Genomic DNA, 19,655 nt, shown 5'->3' with positions numbered 1-19,655 from the left:
TCGTCCGGCGTAAGCGCGGCACTCTTGAGGGGCGGGAGTTAAAAGAGGGTGTGGTCGGGGCGAATACACGAAAAAGGCGACTCCCGTCGGGGGAGTCGCCTTCCTCCGTGGCCAAGGACGGCTTAGGACGTCGGCTCTTCGTTGCTCTCCGGGGCCGGCGTCTGCGCCTTCGGCGCGGCAGGATTTTCAGCCGGGGGTGCGACCGGCGGCGTCACCATGGGCGCGGGGACCGCCGTCTGCGCGCTGGGCGAGTAGGGCATTGGCGCATCGGGGATGCGAGCGCTGGCGTCGCTGGCCCAGGTCTCGGGGCTGTCGGCGACCGGACGGGGTGCAGGGGCGGTGCGCTGCGCGACGCGGCGGGGGGCCGGCTCGCGGACAGCAGGCGCAGGGTCGGTCTTCGCCAGCGCCGGAGCAGGCGCGGCGGCAGCCGGCGTGGCCGGGGCCTGAGCGACCTTTGTGACCGGATTGGGCATGGCGGCCGGGGCGGCCGGCGGAACCGCGGTGGTCTCGGCGAACAGGTCGTTGGAGCGCGGCTGCGCCATCATGAAGGCCGCACCGGCCAGAATGACCACCGCCGGAACCGCGAACAGCGCGATCTTGGCGATGTTCCCGCCGCCGGCCTTGCGCTTGCGGGCATAGACCGGCGTCGCCGGAAACAGAGTGTCGGACGCCGCCTCGGCGGCTGCGTCGGTTTCAAACGCATCCAGGGTCACGCCGCCCGCCGTCTGGCGGCGGTCGGCGAAGGGATTGTACTCGGCGCTCATGCGTAACCTCCCTCATGTTGATCACGAAGGGCAACGACGTCGAGCTGCGCCGCGTTCCAGGGTGTTGTGCGACCATCCCTTGTCATCGACCTTTGGGGTTCACCAAGGCCTTTGTTTTTATGGCTTTACGCTCGCGCGAAAATTTGTGAATACCTGGAGGCGGCGTATCAGTATCTGACAAGATCCTGCTTTATTGTCGACATGCTCTTGCCCTATTCGGGCTTGAGCTCGGCGATCGAGCGGATGATGCGGTCGGGCCGGATGTTGCTTCCGGGCGGCAGGCCCTCGCCGAGGTGGTCGTGCCAGATGGCGAAGATGCCCAGGCGCTGAGGCGCAACCACCTCCCATTCCAGATTGTCGCCGACCATCCAGGTTTCGGCCGGCGTTGCGCCCAGCGCCTGCATCGCATGGAGGTAGGCCTGTTCCTGGGGTTTGCCGAAGCCGGCCTCGCCCTCGATCTGCACGTGGTCGAACAGAGGAGCCAGGGCGAAGCGCTCGACCTTCGCCCGCTGAGGGGCCGCCGCGCCATTGGTGACGAGGGCCAGCTTCACGCCTCGCGCGTGCAGGGCCTGGATGGTCTCCAGCGCGCCGGGGAAGAACTTGGCCTGTTCCTCCCGATAGACGTGGAAGCGATGACCGAAGGTGCGGGCGAAATCAGGGGTGAGGCGTGACGCCTGGGCGCGAAGGGCCGCGAAGCCTTGCTCCACTGCCAGCACGCGCCCCTCGGCCAGGTTCTGGCGCCAGAGGGTCGCGCGGGCCTCGTCGGACCAAAAGGCGCGGAAGCCGAGCTCCATCGCCTCGCTGGCGACCTGTGGCGGCACCGAAGCGAAGACCTCGGCGAACTCCTCGATCACCTCCTGCAGGATCTGGCGGCGCGAGCCGAAGGAGATGATGGTCTCGTCGAGGTCGAACAGAATCGCTTTGGGCAGCTCGCTCATGCCCTTCTCCTTGCCATGAACGCGCGCCTTGCAACCATCCTCGTTGTCGCCTGGTCAACGAGTTCGGGCGCAGGCTGGAGGCGGGGGGGTGAGTCCTCGGCGCCACGGTCCGCTCGCCTGACGCGGGTGTGACCGGATCGAGCCGACGGCCCAGCTTGACCCCCCATGGCGACCCCCTCCAAGGTGGTCGTCCGTCGGAGGGATGAATGCGACTCAAGGCCCGTCTGGAGCGTGATTGGCGGTTCTTTCGCAACCTCAATCGCACCCTGAAGAGGGTGAAGACCATTGCGCCGACCTCGTCGGACCTGATCTGCGACGACATCCAGGCGGCAGTCGACCGTTGGCGCGATCGCCCGGCGCTCACCTTCGACAAACGCACCGTCACCTATGGCGAGATGGACGCCATCGCCAACCGTTTCGCCCATTGGGCCAAGGGGATCGGCGTGCGGCGCGGCCAGACCGTGGCGCTGTTCATGCCCAATCGCCTGGAATACTTCCCGGTCTGGTACGGCCTGACCAAGATCGGCGCGGTCACCGCCCTCATCAACAATCAGCTGGCGGGTGCGCCGCTCGCCCACTGCCTCAACATCTCCGGCGCAGCGCACGTGATCGTCGACGCCGAGACCTCGCCTGCCTTCGAGGAGGCCAGGGGACTGCTGGAACGGCCCATGCAGCAATGGGTGCTCGGCCAGGCGCACGGCGACCAGCGAGACCTTACCCAGGCGCTGAAGAGCTGCAGCCAGCTGCCGCCCGACCGGTCGGTGCGCGAGGGCATGACGGCCAAGGACACCGCGCTCTATATCTACACCAGCGGCACGACCGGCCTGCCCAAGGCCGCGCGCATCACTCATGTGCGCGCCCAGCTCTACATGCGCGGTTTTGCCGGTTCGACCGGCGCGAACGAGAACGACCGGGTCTATGTGACCTTGCCGCTCTACCACGCCACGGGCGGCCTCTGCGCCTTGGGGGCGGCGCTGCTGAACGGCGGGTCCGTGGTGCTGAAGAAGAAGTTCTCAGCCAGCCATTTCTGGGACGACGTGGTCGCCGAAGACTGCACCATGTTCGTCTACATCGGCGAACTGTGCCGCTATCTCGTCAATCACGAGGAGGTCGAGGCAGAGCGTCGGCACAAGCTGCGCCTGGCCTTCGGAAACGGCCTGCGGGCGGACGTCTGGGCCGAGATGAAGCGGCGCTTCCGCATCCCCGAGATCCTGGAGTTTTACGGGGCGACCGAAGGCAACGTCTCGATGTTCAACTTCGACGGCAAGGTCGGGGCGATCGGGCGGGTGCCGAAGTGGCTCAAGGAGCGCTTCAACTTCCGCGTCGTGCAGTTCGATGTCGAGAAGGAAGAGGAGGTCCGCGGCCTGAACGGCCTGTGCATCGAGGCCGGGCCCGGCCAGATCGGCGAGTGCATCGGCAAGATCGGCCATGACGCGCGCAGCGAGTTCAGCGGCTACGTCGATAAGGCCGCATCGGACAAGAAGATCCTGCGCGACGTATTCGAGAAGGGCGATGCCTGGTTCCGCACCGGCGACCTGATGCGGACCGATGCGGAGGGCTATTTCTATTTTGTCGACCGTATCGGCGACACCTTCCGTTGGAAGGGCGAGAACGTCTCCACCGGCGAAGTGGCCGAGCGCCTGCAGGCCATTCCGGGCGTGGAGGAGGCCAATGTCTACGGCGTCGCCGTCGAGGGGGCGGATGGCCGCGCCGGTATGGCCGGGCTGGTGATCGGGCCGGAGTTCGACATCAAGACCTTCGGCGAGGCGGTGGCCCACGACTTGCCGCCCTACGCCCAGCCGGTCTTCGTCCGCATCCTGCCGGCGATCGAGACCACGGGCACCTTCAAGTACCGCAAGCTGGACCTGGTCGCCGAGGGTTTCGATCCGACCACGATCAAGGGCGCGGTCTATTACCGCGACCCGGTGAAGGGCGGCTATGTGAAGCTGACCAAGCCCGGCTACGCCAAGATCCTGGCCGGCGGGGTGAAGCTCTAGCGCGCGCCGAACAGGCGCAGGGCGTTCTGCGACTTGATCGCCGCGGTTTCGGCGGGGGTCAGGCCGAGCTTGTCCAGCGCCTCGACGTTCTGCCTCAGCGAATACTGCGGGTAGTCCGACCCCAGCAGCAGATGGTCGATCCCTACGTTGCGGAGCGTCCAGACGAACTCGTCCTGGATCGGGGAGCCGGCGACGATGGCCACGGTGGCCGAAATGTCGAAATAGATGTTGTCGCCAAACAGGTTCTCGGCCGTGCGTGCGGCCTTGAGGATGTTCCAGAATCGGAAGTTCAGCCCGCCGATATGCGCGAAAACGAACCTCGTCTTCGGCGCGGCCAGCGCCAGGTTGAACAGCTTTTCGCTGTCGCCGGGCAGGATGTTGGCATTGTCCATCAGCACGACCAGGCCGAGGTCGCCGGCCCGCTTGACCACGGTCAGGACGCGCGCGTCGGCGGCGTCGAACTTCTGGGTGTGGGGATGGATCTTCAGCACCTTCACGCCCAGCCCGGCGACCCGCTGGAGCTCGTCCAGGGCGGCCTGCCCGTCATACGGATGGACGGTGGCGATCGGCAACATGCCCGGATGCTTGGCGGCCATGGCGATCAGAGCGTCGTTGTTGGCGCGGACGGCCTGGGGATCGCCCTCCAGCGCCTGGTTGGGGCCACCGAACCACATCGCGCCGTAGCCGGCCGCCCGCAGGCTATCGGCGCGAAGTTGCGCCTCGTACTCGCGGACTGAGGCCTCGCCGTGATGCAGGTGGACGTGGGTGTCGAAAAGCTGCGTTTGAGCCGCGGCCGGGCCTGCGCAAACCACGGCCGCGAGCGCGGCCAGGACCAATAGACGCTTCATCTTCGCTCCCCACGACGAGACAGGTTCCCGGGGCCGTGCGAGCGCCGCGGACTCGACTATATTGGGGCGCATGTCGACCGATGTAACCGCCGAGGCCCCCTTGCAGGGCGCAGCCCTGATCAAGGACGAGGTGCGCCGCCTGCCCGACGCCCCCGGCGTCTACCGCATGATGGGCGAGGGCGGGGAGGTGCTCTATGTCGGCAAGGCCCGCTCGCTGAAGAAGCGGGTGACCCAGTACGCGCAGGGCCGGTTCCACACTCAGCGCATCGCCCTGATGGTCGACCTGACCCGGTCGATGGAGTTCGTCACGGTCCGCACCGAGACCGACGCCCTGCTGCTGGAAATCAACCTCATCAAGCAGCTCAAGCCGCGCTTCAACGTGCTGCTGCGCGACGACAAGAGCTTTCCCGAAATCGTCATCCGGCGTGAGCATCCGGCCGCCCAGCTGCGCAAGCACCGCGGGGCGCACACCATCAAGGGCGACTATTTCGGCCCGTTCGCCAGCGCCTATTCGGTCAACAAGACCCTGAACACGCTGCAGAAGGCCTTCCTGCTGCGCTCGTGCTCGGACAACGTCTACGAGACGCGCACCCGCCCGTGCATGCTGCATCAGATCAAGCGTTGCGCAGCGCCCTGCACGGGCTTGATCAGCTTGGAGGACTACGGCGGCCTGGTCGAGCAGGCCGAGGACTTTCTGCGCGGCAAGAGCCGTGCGGTGGTGGCCCGGCTGTCGGCCGAGATGCAGGCCGCCTCTGACGACATGGAGTTCGAGCGCGCCGCGCGAATTCGCGACCGCATCCGGGCCCTGGCCTCGGTGTCGCAGGAACAGCAGATCAATCCCGAGACCCTGGAGGAGGCTGACGTCTTCGCCCTGCACGCCGAGGGCGGCCAGGCCTGCGTCCAGGTATTCTTCTTCCGGGCCGGCCAGAACTGGGGCAACCGCGCCTACTTCCCGCGCGTCGACAAGAGCGACGAGGACGCCGACGTGATGAGCGCCTTCCTCGGCCAGTTCTACGACGACAAGCCGATCCCCAAGCTGGTCCTGACCAATATCGAGCCCGCCGAGTGCGAACTGCTGTCGCAGGCCTTCGCCATGAAGGCTGGGCGCAAGGTCGAGATCGCCCAGCCCAAGCGTGGCGAGAAAGCCGAACTGGTCGGTCACGCCCTGACCAACGCCCGCGAGGCGCTGGGCCGCAAGATGGCCGAGAGCTCGGCCCAGTCGAAGCTGCTGGCCGGGGTCTGCGAGGCGTTCGGCCTGGAGGGCAATCCTGAGCGGATCGAGGTCTACGACAACGCCCACATCATGGGGACCAACGCGGTCGGCGGCATGATCGTGGCAGGGCCCGACGGCTTCCAGAAGGGCCAGTACCGCAAGTTCAACATCAAGAGCACCGACCTCACCCCCGGCGACGACTACGGGATGATGAAGGAGGTCATGCGCCGCCGCTTCTCGCGGCTGGTCAAGGAAGAGGAGGCGGGCGAGAACCCGCCGCGCCCGGACCTGGTGCTGGTCGACGGCGGCGCCGGGCAGCTCGCCGCGGTGCTGGAGGTGATGGCCGACGTCGGCGTCGACGATATCGCCGTGGTCGGGGTGGCGAAGGGACCGGACCGCGACGCGGGCCTCGAGCGGTTCTTCATCGAGGGCAAGACACCCTTCATGCTCGAGCCGAAGTCGCCGGTGCTCTACTACCTTCAGCGCCTGCGCGACGAGGCGCACCGGTTCGCCAACGGCAGCCACCAGGCGCGCCGGGCCATGGACATCAAGAAGAACCCGCTGGACGAGATCGAGGGCGTCGGGCCGGGGCGCAAGCGCGCGCTTCTGCATGCCTTCGGTTCGGCGCGCGGGGTGAGCCGCGCCTCGGTCGACGATCTGGCCAAGGTCGATGGGGTCAGCGAGGCGCTGGCCCAGCGGATCTTCGATTTCTTCCGCAAGGGTTGAGCCACGGGCTAGTCTCGTGCGTTGAGACCGCTTTGGGAGATCATCGATGGTTCGCTTCGCGCTCGCCGCCGCTCTGGCGCTTCTGGTTCCGGCCGCCGCCTCGGCCAGCTCCCCCGACGCCTGGGATGCGTTCCGCGCCGACGTGAAGGCCAAGTGCCTGGCCGCGGCACAGGCCACGGGGATGAAGTCGCCGGAGGTACTGGTCCATCCGCTGGGTACGGAGACCTACGGGCTTGCGGTGCTGCGCGAAGGCGCGGACAAGCGAATCTGCGTGTATGGCAAGCAGACCAAGAAGGTCGAGCTGACGCCGGCCACCTAAGGAACCGCTGAGCGTTACGAGGATCATGAAAGCTCTGCCGAACATCCTGACCTCGCTGCGGCTGGTCCTCACGCTCTTCGTCTTCCTGGCCCTCGCGACGGTGGCCGGAGCCCTGCCCGGCTTCAGCGAGCACCTGACCCCGGAGGATCAGTTCAGCCTGCAGCGCTGGGCGTTCTGGGCCTTCGTGGTCGCCGCCGTGACCGACTTCTTCGACGGCTGGCTGGCGCGCAAGCTGGACGCCGTCAGCGTCTGGGGCGCGATCCTCGATCCGATCGGCGACAAGGTGCTGGTCTGCGGCGCCATCCTGGGCCTGCTGGCCCTGGGCGGCCAGCCGATGGTGGTGCTGCCGGCCGGTCTGATGCTGTTCCGTGAGTTCACGGTCAGCGCCCTGCGCGAGGTCGGCGCCGGCAAGGGGGTCAAGCTGCCCGTCACGCGGCTGGCCAAGTGGAAAACGACGCTGCAATTGACCGCCCTGGCGGCCGAGATGATCGTCGCGTCCTGGGGCGCCTTCGATCTGCCGGCTGAGCCGGCGGTCCGCGACCCGGTCACCCTGCTCGCTCACAGCCTGATGTGGGTTGCGACGGTCGTGACCCTGATCACCGGCGCCCAGTACTGGGAACAGACCCGAAAGGCGCTGGCGGAGAAGTAGGGCGAGTGTCATCCCGGAAGCCGCGCAGCGGCTGTCCGGGATCCATGAACACTCATGGGATCAGGCTCGTCGCGTCAGGCCGGCGCCTTTTCGGCCAAGCGGGCTTGCATGCGCTCCATCCAGGCGGCGATGTTCTTGTTGTCCGGATTGATCGGCTGGCCGACCGAGGCGCCGAATTGCAGGAAGCAGAACAGCAGGATGTCGGCGAGGGTGAAGCGGTCGCCCGCGATCCAGGTCTTGCCGGTCATCAGCCCGTCCAGCCAGGTCAGCTTTTCCTGGGTGAGCTCCTTCAGGTCGCCGGCGGCTTGCGGGATGGTGCGCATCCGGCTCTGGAACAGCGGCAGGCCCTCGGCATAGCGGAAGCCGTTGGCCATCGGCTCGGCGATGTTGAGGTCGATCCGCCGGACCCACATGCGGGTCTGGGCGCGTTCCTCGGGCGTGGAGCCGATCAGGCTCGGGCCGGGGAGCTTTTCGTCCAGGTACTCGCAGATGGCGATGATCTCGGCCAAGTGCGAGCCGTCGTCCAGTTCGAGACAGGGAAGCTGGCCGGCCGGGTTCTTGGCCATGTAGGGCGCCTGGCGGTTCTCGCCGCCCATCAGGTCGACCTTCTCGGTCGGGATGTCCGCGCCTTTCTGAGCCAGGAACATCGTCACGACCGCCGGATTGGGGCCCATCGAGGTGTAGAGTTTCATGCCGTCCTCCCTGGACAATTGTGCGGGCGGCATCTGGCCTGATTGACGCAAGGGCGATCAAGCCGCTTTGCGCGGCTCGATCCACAGATGCAGACCGCCGTCCGGGCGAAGCGTGACCTCGGCGCGGGGGAAGACCGTCCGGCTGCGATCGGGCAGGAAGCGCCAGCCGGCGAGCCAGTCGGCCAGGATGGTCATGGCCTCGGTCATGGCGAACTGCGCCCCGATGCAGACCCGCGGTCCGGCGCCGAAGGGCAGGTACTGGAACCGATGGCGGCCGGCCCGCGCGGCCTCGTTGAAATTCTCCGGATCGAACAGGTCGGGCTCGCGCCAGAGCCGGCCGTGACGATGGACGACCCAGGGCCAGACGCTGACCGTATCGCCCTTGCGGATGCGATGGCCGCACAACTCGTCATCGGCCAAGGCCACGCGGTCGATGCGCGGAGCGGGCGGGTAGAGGCGCATGGCCTCCTCGATCACCTGGCGCAGGAATACCGGATCAGATGCGGCGCGGGCCTGGGCGGCCTGATCTTCGCTCAGCAGATAGAGCGTCCAGGCGATGGCGTTCGCGGTCGTCTCATGGCCGGCGATGTAGAAGGTCACGGCGTTGTCGAGCGCCAGCTTCGCGGCGGCGTCCGCCGTCCGATCCTGGCCGAATGCGCTCAGCAGCCGGGTCATGAAATCCGGCGGAGGATCGGGGTCGGACCGGCGCCTTTCGATGAAGGCCGCCAGTCGCCCGAGGATGTAACGTCGCCCGACCGCGCCGCGCCGGGCGACGGACGAGCGATCGAGCCAGGGCGCTCCGATCATCACGCCCAGGCGGTATTCGCTGGCCGCGGCCAGAGCCGCATGCATGTGGTCGGCCGCTTCGTCCGAGGTCAGCGACGGCTCGTCCGAGAACAACGCCCGGCTGATGATCGCGGCCGTGGTCCGCACGGCCTCCGCCGCCACGTCGATCGGGCCGGCCGCCCAGCGCTGACAGGCCTGAACGGCGCAGGTCGAGAACAGCGGCGCGAAGTCGGCGACCGCGCCGGGCGTGAAGGCCGGCGCCATCAGGCGTCGCTGCTCGCGCCAGGCCGCGCCCTCGGCGGTCAGCAGGCCCTCGCCGACCAGGCCGCCGAGAATGCGCCGGACGAGGGGCGGCTTTTCGTAGTTCGCCGCATTGTCGAGGAAGATCCGGCCGATGGCGTCCGGGTCATTGATCAGGTGATAGCGGATCGTGAAGACGCGCCGGTACCAATAGGGCTGCTCGAAGGCCGAATGCGGCCAGCCGACGAGGGGGTTCGACGCTGTCCGTCCGACGAACAGCCGCCAGATCGGCAAGGGCTTGTCCACCCGATCCGGCGCAACCGGCCTGAAGCTCATGGCGTCGTCCCCCGTCAACCGCGGTGTAGTCTCGATGCGGGACAGGGCGTTGTCATGCGATCAATCGGCGGCGATCTCGTGAGCCTGGCTCACAAGGGGCTGGGCGGCGGGGGCGGCTCGGGCAGGGGGATGAACTCCTGGTCGTCGGCGTCGGGCAGCTTCATTCGCCCGGCGCGCCAGTCGGCCTTGGCCTGCTCCAGCCGGTCCTTGGTCGAGGCGACGAAGTTCCACTCGATCAGCCGCGGCCCGATCGGCTCGCCGCCCAGCAGCATGACGATGGCGTCGGTGACGGCGGTGAAGACGATGGTCTGGCCGGGCTCGAAGACCATCATCTGGCCCTCGTGGAACTGGCGCCCGTCGACCTCAACCACGCCCTGGGCGACATAGGCCGCGCGTTCCGGATACTCGGCCGGCAGGTCGGCGCGCGCGCCGGGCTTCAGCTGCCAGTGGACATAGAACATCGGCGAGTGGGTCTTCACCGGCGAACTCGCGCCGTAGGCCTGGCCGGCGATCAACCGCGCCCAAAGGCCGCCGGCCTCGTAGGTTGGCAGTGTGTCGGCGCCGTAGTGGTTGAACGAGGGGTCGATCTCCTCGTCCTCGACCGGCAGGGCGCACCAGGCCTGGATGCCGTTCATGCGGCCGCCGTGCTCGCGCAGGGTCTCGAAACGCTCGGAATGGGTGATGCCCTTGCCGGCGGTCATCCAGTTCACTTCGCCAGGGCGGATCGGCTGGGTCACGCCCACCGAGTCACGGTGGGTCATTTCACCCTCGAACAGGTAGGAGAGCGTGGACAGCCCGATGTGCGGGTGCGGCCGCACGTCGACCTCGCGCCCGAAGCCCGGCTGGAAGTCGGCCGGTCCCATGTGGTCGAAGAAGATGAAGGGGCCGATCATCCGCCGCTTGGCGAAGGGCAGCACGCGCCCGACCTCGAACCCGCCCAAGTCCTTGCGGCGCTGGTCTATGACGAGGTCGATCATGGCTTGCTCCTGCTCCAGCCCCCTGCGGACAGGGGCAGGAAGCGGGCTAGCCTTGCGCGCTCACATAGGGGCTGACAAGGCCGAGCGGGGCGGCGGTGGTGTTCTTTACCGAGCGGATGACGATCCGGCTCTCGATGTTCGACACCAGTCCCAGCGACAGGATCTTGTCGCGCAGGAAATCGTCGAACGCGTGCATGTCGCGGGTGACGATGCGCAGTTCGTAGTCGGCCGCGCCGGTGACGGTGGCGCACTGGACGACCTCGGGAAGCTTCGCGATCGCCGTTTCGAAGGCGTCGAGGTTGTCCTTGGTCGGCAGGCTGAGCTTGACGGTGCAATAGACCTCGAAGCCCAGGCCCAGAAGGTCCCGGTCGAGGATGGTCACCCGACGTTGAATGACCCCGGTGTCCTCCAGCCGCTTGATCCGCCGCCAGCACGGGCTGGAGGACAAACCTACTCGCTCGGCGATCTCGGCGACCGACAATCCGGCGTCATGCTGGATGAGGTCCAGAATCTTGGCATCGACCGCGTCGAGGGCCTCGGACAATTTTTCCTCCATCAAACGGCGCTTGTGAGCGTCATTCTTGCCCCAAATGCAGCTTTGCGGGGCACGCCTTTGGCAAGCAATTCCAGCGAACTTATATGATCTTCTATTGGCATTGGGGAGCCGAAAAGGAAAGATATTGCTATGCGGCACGCTGACGTGACGCTCGACGACAAATTCCTGCTCACGGAAGGTCGGGTTTTCATCACGGGCGTCCAGGCGCTGCTCCGCGTGATGATGGATCAGCACCGTCTGGACAAGGCCGCCGGGCTGAACACGGCCGGATTCGTATCCGGCTATCGCGGTTCCCCGCTGGGCGGCCTGGACCAGCAGGCCCATCGCGCCGCCAAGTTCCTCAAGGAAGCCGAGGTCGTCTTCAAGGAAGGCCTCAACGAAGACCTCGCCGCCACCGCCGTCTGGGGCAGCCAGCAGGCCAACCTGTTCCCGGGCGCCAAGTACGACGGCGTGACCGGCATGTGGTACGGCAAGGCTCCGGGCGTCGACCGCACCGGCGACGTCTTCAAGCACGCCAATTTCGCCGGGACCTGGAGCAAGGGCGGCGTCCTGGCCGTGGCCGGCGATGACCACAACTGCAAGTCCTCGACGCTGCCGTCGCAATCGGAATACGCCTTCCAGGACTTCGAGATGCCGGTGCTGTCGCCGGCCGACGTGCAGGAGGTGCTCGACTACGGCCTGTTGGGGATCGGCATGTCGCGGTTCTCGGGGCTCTGGGTGGGCCTGATCGCGCTGGCCGACACCATGGACTCGGGCGTCACCATCGACATCTCGGTGGACCGCCATCGGCTGGTTACGCCGGCGACCTTCCAGCTTCCTGCCGGCGGCCTCGGCATCCGCCTGAAGGATCAGCCGCTGGAGAAGGAGCGCCGGCTCCGCAACTTCAAGATCCCGGCCGCGCTGGCCTACGCCAAGGCCAACCGCATCGACCGTGTCATGCTGGGGGCGGCGCGCCCGCGTCTGGGCATCGTCTGCCAGGGCCAGGCCTACAAGGACGTGATCGAGGCCCTGGCCGCCATGGGTCTGTCCTCGCAGCAGGCCGCGGACCTGGGCGTGGCCATCTACAAGGTCGGCATGCCCTGGCCGTTGGAGCCGACCGGCCTGCGCGCCTTCGCCGCCGGCCTCGAGACCCTGATGGTCATCGAGCACAAGCGTCCATTGATCGAGACCCAGGCCCGCGCGGCCCTCTACGACCTGCCGGCCCATGCACGGCCGAAGATCATCGGCAAGGTCGACGAGCAGGGCCACCCGCTGCTGTCCGAACTGGCCTCGCTGTCGGTGGCCGAAGTGGCGCTGGCCATCGCCGACCGCCTGCCGCCCGGCCCGCACATGGACCGGGTCAACGACTACATCGCCCGCGTCTCGGCCGCCTCCATGGCCGCCGTCACCCTGGCCGCCGACCAGCAGCGCAAGCCGTTCTTCTGCTCGGGCTGCCCGCACAACACCTCGACCCGCCTGCCGGAAGGAACCCGCGCCCTGGCCGGGATCGGCTGCCACTACATGGCCAGCTTCAACGACCCGCAGACCGACCTGAACAGCCATATGGGCGGCGAGGGCCTGACCTGGGTCGGCTCGGCTCCGTTCACCACCGAACCGCATGTGTTCGTGAACCTGGGCGACGGCACCTACAACCACTCCGGCTCGCTGGCGATCCGCGCCTCGATCGCCGCCAAATCGAACGTCACCTACAAGCTGCTGTTCAACGACGCGGTGGCCATGACCGGCGGCCAGGCCGCCGAGAGCGGCTTCACGCCGGCCCAGATCACCCGCCAGCTCGCCTCGGAGGGCGTCGCCAAGACGGTGATCGTCGCCGACGACGTCGGCCGCTACGAAGGCGTCACCGACCTGGCGCCCGGCGTCGAGGTCAAGCCGCGCGCGGAACTGATGGCCGTGCAGAACCAACTGCGCGAGACTCCCGGCACGACGGTCCTGCTCTACGATCAGGTGTGCGCCACCGAAAAGCGTCGCCGCCGCAAGCGCGGCAAGCTGGAGGTCGCCACCAAGCGCGTCTTCATCAATCCTTTGGTCTGCGAGGGCTGCGGGGACTGCTCGAAGAAGTCGAACTGCGTCTCGATCGAGCCGCTGAACACCGAGTTCGGCCGCAAGCGCAAGATCAACCAGTCGAGCTGCAACACCGACTATTCCTGCCTGCAGGGCTTCTGCCCGTCCTTCATCACCATCGAGGGCGGGGAAAACGCCCAGGCCAAGTCGATGCCGGCCCTGACCGCTGATTCCACGCCGCTGCCCACGTTCGAGCCGCTGGCGGGCGTGCGCAACATCGTCTTTACCGGCATCGGCGGCACAGGCGTGACCACCGTCGCCTCGGTGCTGGCCATGGCCGCCCACGTCGACGGGCGCGCCTCGTCGGTGGTCGACATGACCGGCCTGGCGCAGAAGGGCGGGGCGGTGTTCAGCCACGTCCGCATCGGCGAGACCGAGGAGAGCGTGGTCGGCGGGCGCGTGCCGGCGGCTTCGGCCAACGTGCTGATCGCCTGCGACATTCTCTCGGCGGCGGGCGCCGACGCCCTGGCGCTCTACGCCAAGGACCGCACCGCCGCGGTCGGCAACGAGGACTTCGCCCCGACCGCCGACTTCGTAACCGACCGCGACGTGCGCTTCGACGCCGGCTTGATGTCGCGCAAGATCAAGGCGGCGACCAAGACCTATGACGAGTGCCCCGCCCACCACTTGGCCGAGGCCAATTTCGGCGACGCCATCTTCGCCAACATGATCATGGTCGGCTTCGCCTGGCAGAAGGGCCTGATCCCGCTGTCGAGCCGCGCCGTCTATCGCGCCATCCGCCTCAACGGCGTGCAGGCCGAGGCCAACCTCCAGGCCTTCGAGCTGGGCCGCCGCGTCGCCCACGACCCGAGCCTGGCGCGGGCCGCGGAAGACCACACCCCGACGCCCGAGACGATGCCGCTGGACGAGCTGATCGCCCACCGCACCCGCGAACTGACCGCCTATCAGGACGCCGCCTACGCCAAACGCTATGCCGATCAGGTGGCCAGGGTGGCCGCGGCCGAGGCGCCGCTCGGCTCGGACAGGCTGACCCGCGCCGTGGCGGTCAATCTCTACAAGCTGATGGCCTACAAGGACGAGTACGAGGTCGCGCGCCTCTACACCGACGGCCGCTTCGCCCAGGAGCGGAACAGGGCCTTCAAGGGCGGCAAGACCAAGATCCTGCTCTCGCCGCCGCTGATCGCCCCCAAGGGGGCGGACGGCAAGCCGAAGAAGATCGAGTTCAGCGGCTGGATGTTGGAGACCGCATTCCCGATCCTGGCCAAGATGAAGGGCCTGCGCGGCGGCCCGCTCGACATCTTCGGCCGTACCGAGGAGCGCCGCATGGAACGCGGCCTGATCGCGTCCTACGAGGCGGGCCTTTCCAAGCTGCTGGCAGGTCTGAACGCCGAGCGCCTGTCGCTGGCGACCCAGATCGCCCAGGTTCCGCAGGGCATCCGGGGCTTCGGCTACGTCAAGGACGCCTCGGTAAAGGTCGCCAAGGCCGATGAGGCCAAGCTGTGGGCCAAGTGGGAGGCTTAGGCTTCACACTTCCCAGGTGCGCCGGCCTGTTCCCAAAACATTGCGGACCTTGGGGAGACGTGGAAGCTTCACCCTGCAGCTTCCCCGGTGTCGAAAATGGACGAGCAGGCCGCCACGGTCGAAATCTGGTTTGAACGGATGGGGCCGACGTTGGGGTGGTTCGGCTCTTACAACCCAACCACGATGCGGGGCTTCCATGTGCTGTTGGCTCACATGGCGGTCGCGGTGGTTTGGCTGATCCCCTTCGCGCTGTTGGGACATTTTGGGGTGATCGACGACCCGTTGGCGTTTGGGCTTGTGACCCCCGTGGTCTTGGGCTGCCTTGTCTCTTTCATGCGCACGGCGCACCGCCATAGCGTTCCATGGGCGCTGGGAAGGCGCCGTGGACGAGACTGAAGAACTGATCCGGCTTTGCCTGCGCGCCCTGGCCGCAGATGCACGCGGCGCCCGGGATCGAGTTGCACATGACGCAAGGCTGCGTCCTGGCGCTGACCGACGAACCCTTGGCCGATTCCGTGACCCTGACCGGCGACACGGCGGCAATCTCGCTGATGGCCACGCCGCCGCAACATCAGCGCAGGGGCGTGGGCCGCGCACTGCTGAGCCAGGTGATCGACGACTACCGCCGCCGCGGCGTGACCCGCTTCCACCTTGGCGCTACCGAAGCCGGACGTCCGCTCTATGCGAGCCTCGGCTTCGAACTGGTGGCGGAGTCGCCGGTGTGGGTCCTGGAGAGGTCGGGCTAGGCAGGGCGTGGGCGTTCAAAGGGCCATGCGGTCGATCAGCGGGCGGGATTTGAGCGAGATGATCGCGCGATCTATGGCGTCGAACACAGGGCCGGCGTCCGTCTCCATCTCGGCGTAGGCGCGCTGGAAGGCGTCGTCCAGCCCGTCGAGCAGAGTCAGTTGCTCGCGTCCGAGCTCTGTGAGTTCGATCAGGTTGACGCGCTGGTCGTCCGGACTGGGCCGTTGGCTGACCAGGCCCAGCGCCAGCAGCTTGCGCATCTTCTGCTGGATGAGCTGATGCGACCGGTCCAGCGCGCGCACCAGCTCGGCGATGGAGACGGGCCCCAGCCGCGCGATGGCGCCCATCAGGGACGATGACTTCACCGGAATGATGATGCCGGCGCGCTCGAACACCTGCGCCGACTGCTGCTCGATGAGGTCGCTCAACTGCTCGCTGAGGCGACCCAGAAAGGTGCGGTTCAACTCGGTCATTCGCCCCGGCGCCTCTTCAATCCAGACGACGATAGGTCACCGTCTCACCTGACTTCCACACCCGCTCCAGACCACTCACGCGACCTTTTTCGCGGACCAGGCGGAACCGATAGTCGTCTGTTCCCTGGATCGCAAACAGGTCCTTGCCGATCGGATCCAGAGCGAGAACGAAACGATCACGCCAGTGGTAGGCGATGCCGGTCGGCGTGCGGACAAGCGTTCGGCCTTCGTATTTTCCGACTGCATCGTCCAGGTTCGCGGCGCTTGGGGCCTGGCCCGAGAGGGCGAATTCGACCGGAACCAGCGCCCACATGGCGTCCCTGTCGCCGGCTTCCGCCCGGCGTTTCAGCAGGAACTTCTGCGCGGCCAGCAGGGCGTCCGGGGCCGGCACGGCAAGGTCGGGGGTCACGCCCATGCCCTCGAAATCCTTCCCGTCGACCGGATCGCGAATCTGGCCGAACGGCACCTGCAGGATGAACCGGTCGTCGATCGGCACGCGGGTCACGGGATGCGCGCCGCCGGCGGTTCGCTCGCCGATCAAGGTCGCGCGGCCGAGCCGCTGCAGCGAGAAGGCCATCCATTCAGCCGAGGAGAAGGATGTCGATCCCGTCAGCACCACGACGGGAATATCGGCGGACCGCCAGCCGGGCACGGCGGCCAGACTCCACTGGCTTCGCGTCACGCGCACCCCGCCTTCGTTATAGTCGTAGTCGAAGAACTTCTGGTCCTTGCCGGCCGGGTAGAGGTAGCTCATCAGGAACTGAGCCATCTCCAGGACGCCGCCGTTGTTGTAGCGAAGGTCGATGATCAGGCCTTTGGCGCCGTCGGCGAAGCGCATGGCGCCTGCGGCGGTCTCCTGGGCGTATTGCGGGTCGGCGAAGAAGTCGAAGCGGACATAGGCCAGGCCGCCGTCGAGCCGCCGGGCGTCGCGAAAGCCGAAATTGGCCGCCCGCTCGCCGTCGCGCTGGGCCTGGGTGGTCGTCTCGCCGGCTGCCTTGGCCTTGCGGTCGGCGACGACTCCCTCCGGGTCGAAGGCCACCGAAAAATGCAGATCATCGCTCGCCTTGACCATCCCCTGGGCGAGAGCCTGGGCGAACCGATCGGGGGCGACGGGCGCGGATTGGACCCGCTTGCCCAGCTCGGCCGAGATGGCCGGAACACGATCGGGGAAGATATAGTTCTGGCGCAACGCCGTCTCGAGGCGCGAGACGACCTCCCGCTGCGCCTTTTGATCCAAGGTTTGGGCGGCGACCGGCGCGGGGGGCAGCACGGCGAGCGCCAACAGCCACAGGAGAGTCCGAGACACCATCACGCACCTATTATGAAACATATTGCGCAATATATTTCATAATAGGTGATCGGTCCAGGGGACGCCGACCTTGTCCGGTTTTGGTGAAGGTGGTGGGCGCGCGTTCCGCGCTCGACCTTTCCCTACTTCGCCGCCTCCCGCACCGCCTGTGCGAAGGCCGCTTGGGCCTGCCAGAGCTCGTCCTTGGACGCCACGGGCCAAGCGGAGTTCACGGCGATGACCAACTTCTCGCCCGGGTAGACAAAGATCTGCTGGCCGAAGATGCCCTCGGCGGCATAGCCGTCGGGGATGATCCACCAGAAATAGCCGTAGCCGGTCTCGACCCCGCCCGGCGGGAAGGACTGGTGGGCGCGGGTGGCGTCGACGACCCAGCCCGCGGGCAGGATCTCCTTGCCGTCCACCTTGCCGCCTTCCAGCATGAACTGGCCGAGCCGGGCGTAGTCGCGGGCGGTCATCGACATGCAGCAACCGCCGCGCTCGTGGCCCGCGGCGTCGTTCACCCAGATGGCGTCCTGCTCCATGCCGTAGGGCGCCCAGATCTTCTCCGACAGGTACTGCGACAGCGGCTTGCCGACCGCGTTGGAGACCAGGATGCCGGCCAGGTCCGTCTCTCCGGTCTTGTAGACGAACTTGGCGCCCGGCGCGGCCTCGCGGGGCAGCTTGCGCATATAGCTGACGATGGGGTTCATGCCCGGCTCGCCCGGCGTGACCCCGGCCTTGGCGACGTCGGAATTGAGGTCGGTGTAGTCCTCGTTCCACTTCACGCCCGAAGTCATGGTCAGCAGCTGGCGCACGGTCACGCTCTCGTAGGCGCCGCCCTTGAGTTCGGGGATGTAGCTCGTGACCGTGTCGTCCAGGCTCTTGATCTTGCCGTCCTTGATCGCTGCCCCGACCAGGGTGGCGGTGACCGATTTGGCGACCGAGAACGAGGTCCAGCGTTCGCCGGGCTTGCGATCGAGCCCGTAGCGCTCAAGGACGATCTTGCCGTCCTTCAGCACCACAACGCCAGAGGTGTTCATGGCGGTCATGTAGCTGGCCACGGTCTGGGGCTGGCCGTTCCAGGTCCATTTCGGGTCGATCTGCCTGGGCGCCAGCGGCAGCTCGCGCACACGCGCGCCGCGCGGCACGACGTGGACGGGCGTGACCTTCTCCATGTTGCGGTAGCCGTAGCGCTGCTGCTCGGGCGTCCAGGCGAGGATGGAGCCGCCGGCAGGCGGGGGCGGCGGGTCCTGGGCGAAGGCTGCACCGTGCAGGGCGGTGGCGAGCGCCATGGTTCCCAGGGTCAATCTGATCGCGTGCATGGCGCCCTCCCGCTCTATTTGTGATCGGCGATCAGGCTAGAGAGCGCTGCGCGGTTTGCATACCGGCGCCGTTACGTTACGCCTTGAGGCATGGCGGATTTCGATTTCGATGCGGTGGTCGTCGGTGCGGGCGCGGTCGGCCTGGCCTGCGGCTATGCGCTGTCGCGGCGCGGACAGGTGGTGGCGGTGCTTGAGGCCGGGCCGATCATCGGCGAGGGCGTCTCGGCCCGCAATTCCGAGGTCATCCACGGCGGGCTCTACTATCCGACCGGCTCGCTCAAGGCGCGGCTGTGCGTGCAGGGGCGCCGCGCGCTCTACGCCTTCCTCGACGCGCACAAGGTCGCCTACGACCGCTGCGGCAAGCTGGTGGTGGCGACCAACGCCGACGAGGTGGGTCGGCTCGACGCCATCCTCGACCAGGCGCGGACCAACGACGTCGAGGGCATGGAGCAGATCTCCAAGGCGCGGGCCCTGGCCCTGGAGCCGGACCTCGCCTGCGAGGGCGCGCTGATCTCGCCGCAGAGCGGGGTGTTCGACAGCCACGGCTACATGCTGGCCCTGCAGGGCGAGATCGAGGCGGCCGGCGGGGCGGTGGTGACCTCCACGCCGTTCGAGGGCGCGAGCCCGCTGGAAGGCGGCGGGTTCCGCATCCGGGCCGGCGGGGCCGAGCCGACGACCCTGACCGCGCGGCTGCTGGTCACCGCGCCGGGCCTGTCGGCCCAGGCCGTGGCGGCGACCATCGAGGGATTCCCCGCGGCGGAAATCCCTCCGCTGCACTACGGCAAGGGGGTCTATTTCCGGCTGAGCGGCAAGGCGCCGTTCTCGCGCCTGATCTATCCGCCGCCGATCCCCGGCGCGCTCGGCACCCATTATCGCCGCGACCTGGGCGGCCAGGCGGTGTTCGGACCGGACCTGCATTTCGTGGACGAGATCGATTACAGCGTCGATCCGGCCCGGGCCGGCGAGTTCTACGCCTATATCCGCAAGTTCTGGCCGGGCCTGCCCGACGGCGCCCTGGCGCCCGACTACGCCGGCATCCGGCCCAAGCTGCACGGGCCGGGCGAGCCGCAGCCGGATTTCCGCATCGACGATGCGAGCCTGCACGGCCTGACGGGGCTGGTCGCCCTGTTCGGCATCGAGAGCCCGGGCCTGACCTCGTCTTTGGCGATTGGGGAAGAGGTGGCGGGGCGGTTGAGAGTTTAGGCTGTCGTAGAAACAAATTGCTCCCCCGCTGGGGGAGCTGT

General features: G+C 67.4%; 18 protein-coding genes. 8 read left to right on the top strand and 10 right to left on the bottom strand.

The window, feature by feature from the left end; genetic code table 11:
• Positions 1–122: 122 nt before the first annotated feature.
• Entirely contained in the window at positions 123–764 is a 642-nt protein-coding gene (locus ACE3T2_RS19570) for a hypothetical protein (RefSeq protein WP_374660465.1), read from the bottom strand.
• Positions 765–976: 212 nt separating this feature from the next.
• Entirely contained in the window at positions 977–1,702 is a 726-nt protein-coding gene (locus ACE3T2_RS19565) for an HAD family hydrolase (protein WP_374660463.1), read from the bottom strand.
• A gap of 206 nt (positions 1,703–1,908) precedes the next feature.
• Between ACE3T2_RS19565 and ACE3T2_RS19560 the strand changes: the two genes are divergently transcribed.
• Entirely contained in the window at positions 1,909–3,699 is a 1,791-nt protein-coding gene (locus ACE3T2_RS19560; protein WP_374660461.1) for a long-chain-acyl-CoA synthetase, read from the top strand.
• Here the strand turns inward: ACE3T2_RS19560 and ACE3T2_RS19555 are convergent.
• Positions 3,696–4,547, bottom strand: a complete 852-nt coding sequence (locus tag ACE3T2_RS19555) for an amidohydrolase family protein (protein ID WP_374660459.1) — start codon at positions 4,545–4,547, stop codon at positions 3,696–3,698. The genes ACE3T2_RS19560 and ACE3T2_RS19555 overlap by 4 nt on opposite strands.
• Positions 4,548–4,617: 70 nt before the next feature.
• On the opposite strand from ACE3T2_RS19555, the gene uvrC reads away from it, so the two are divergent.
• Genes uvrC through pgsA form a run of 3 tightly spaced genes read left to right on the top strand, consistent with a single transcriptional unit; the run spans position 4,618 to position 7,454 of the window.
• Positions 4,618–6,486 (top strand): excinuclease ABC subunit UvrC, encoded by a 1,869-nt coding sequence (uvrC, locus tag ACE3T2_RS19550; RefSeq protein ID WP_374660457.1) that lies wholly within the window; start codon positions 4,618–4,620, stop codon positions 6,484–6,486.
• 46 nt (positions 6,487–6,532) lie between these two features.
• Positions 6,533–6,805 (top strand): hypothetical protein, encoded by a 273-nt coding sequence (locus tag ACE3T2_RS19545; protein ID WP_374660455.1) that lies wholly within the window; start codon positions 6,533–6,535, stop codon positions 6,803–6,805.
• A gap of 25 nt (positions 6,806–6,830) precedes the next feature.
• Positions 6,831–7,454: a CDP-diacylglycerol--glycerol-3-phosphate 3-phosphatidyltransferase gene (gene pgsA / locus ACE3T2_RS19540; RefSeq protein WP_374660453.1), complete on the top strand. Its 624-nt coding sequence runs from the start codon at positions 6,831–6,833 to the stop codon at positions 7,452–7,454.
• Between the two features lie 74 nt (positions 7,455–7,528).
• On the opposite strand, the gene ACE3T2_RS19535 is transcribed toward pgsA, so the two are convergent.
• The 4 genes from ACE3T2_RS19535 to ACE3T2_RS19520 form a co-directional block, all read right to left on the bottom strand.
• Positions 7,529–8,146, bottom strand: coding sequence for a glutathione S-transferase family protein (locus ACE3T2_RS19535; RefSeq protein ID WP_374660451.1), 618 nt, complete (start codon positions 8,144–8,146; stop codon positions 7,529–7,531).
• Positions 8,147–8,203: 57 nt separating this feature from the next.
• Positions 8,204–9,508, bottom strand: coding sequence for a cytochrome P450 (locus ACE3T2_RS19530; RefSeq protein WP_374660449.1), 1,305 nt, complete (start codon positions 9,506–9,508; stop codon positions 8,204–8,206).
• Between the two features lie 89 nt (positions 9,509–9,597).
• Positions 9,598–10,485, bottom strand: a complete 888-nt coding sequence (locus ACE3T2_RS19525; RefSeq protein WP_374660447.1) for a pirin family protein — start codon at positions 10,483–10,485, stop codon at positions 9,598–9,600.
• A gap of 46 nt (positions 10,486–10,531) precedes the next feature.
• Positions 10,532–11,029 carry an Lrp/AsnC family transcriptional regulator gene (locus tag ACE3T2_RS19520; protein WP_374660445.1) on the bottom strand — a complete coding sequence of 166 codons (498 nt, stop codon included), beginning with the start codon at positions 11,027–11,029 and terminating at the stop codon, positions 10,532–10,534.
• 141 nt (positions 11,030–11,170) lie between these two features.
• Here ACE3T2_RS19520 and ACE3T2_RS19515 point away from each other — a divergent pair, with 141 nt between their 5' ends.
• From ACE3T2_RS19515 to ACE3T2_RS19505, 3 genes are all read left to right on the top strand, one after another.
• Entirely contained in the window at positions 11,171–14,584 is a 3,414-nt protein-coding gene (locus tag ACE3T2_RS19515; protein ID WP_374660443.1) for an indolepyruvate ferredoxin oxidoreductase family protein, read from the top strand.
• Positions 14,585–14,680: 96 nt separating this feature from the next.
• The gene (locus ACE3T2_RS19510) at positions 14,681–14,980 is read left to right on the top strand and encodes a hypothetical protein (RefSeq protein ID WP_374660441.1); all 300 of its coding nucleotides are present in this window, start codon (positions 14,681–14,683) and stop codon (positions 14,978–14,980) included.
• A 68-nt stretch (positions 14,981–15,048) separates the two neighbouring features.
• Positions 15,049–15,330 (top strand): GNAT family N-acetyltransferase, encoded by a 282-nt coding sequence (locus ACE3T2_RS19505; protein ID WP_374660439.1) that lies wholly within the window; start codon positions 15,049–15,051, stop codon positions 15,328–15,330.
• 15 nt (positions 15,331–15,345) lie between these two features.
• Here ACE3T2_RS19505 and ACE3T2_RS19500 read toward each other — a convergent pair whose 3' ends face one another.
• The 3 genes from ACE3T2_RS19500 to ACE3T2_RS19490 all read right to left on the bottom strand — a co-directional run bounded on the left by ACE3T2_RS19500 (position 15,346) and on the right by ACE3T2_RS19490 (position 18,411).
• Entirely contained in the window at positions 15,346–15,801 is a 456-nt protein-coding gene (locus ACE3T2_RS19500; protein ID WP_374660437.1) for a MarR family winged helix-turn-helix transcriptional regulator, read from the bottom strand.
• A gap of 16 nt (positions 15,802–15,817) precedes the next feature.
• Positions 15,818–17,107 (bottom strand): S41 family peptidase, encoded by a 1,290-nt coding sequence (locus tag ACE3T2_RS19495; protein ID WP_374660435.1) that lies wholly within the window; start codon positions 17,105–17,107, stop codon positions 15,818–15,820.
• A 125-nt stretch (positions 17,108–17,232) separates the two neighbouring features.
• Positions 17,233–18,411 (bottom strand): serine hydrolase domain-containing protein, encoded by a 1,179-nt coding sequence (locus ACE3T2_RS19490; protein ID WP_374660433.1) that lies wholly within the window; start codon positions 18,409–18,411, stop codon positions 17,233–17,235.
• Positions 18,412–18,501: 90 nt separating this feature from the next.
• On the opposite strand from ACE3T2_RS19490, the gene ACE3T2_RS19485 reads away from it, so the two are divergent.
• Positions 18,502–19,614 carry an NAD(P)/FAD-dependent oxidoreductase gene (locus ACE3T2_RS19485; protein WP_374660431.1) on the top strand — a complete coding sequence of 371 codons (1,113 nt, stop codon included), beginning with the start codon at positions 18,502–18,504 and terminating at the stop codon, positions 19,612–19,614.
• Positions 19,615–19,655 lie beyond the last annotated feature (41 nt).

This window comes from Phenylobacterium sp., assembly GCF_041919955.1.
GTDB lineage: Bacteria > Pseudomonadota > Alphaproteobacteria > Caulobacterales > Caulobacteraceae > Phenylobacterium.
The sequence above is the reverse complement of the archived record's forward strand: the minus strand, read 5'-3'. Positions and strand labels throughout refer to the sequence as shown.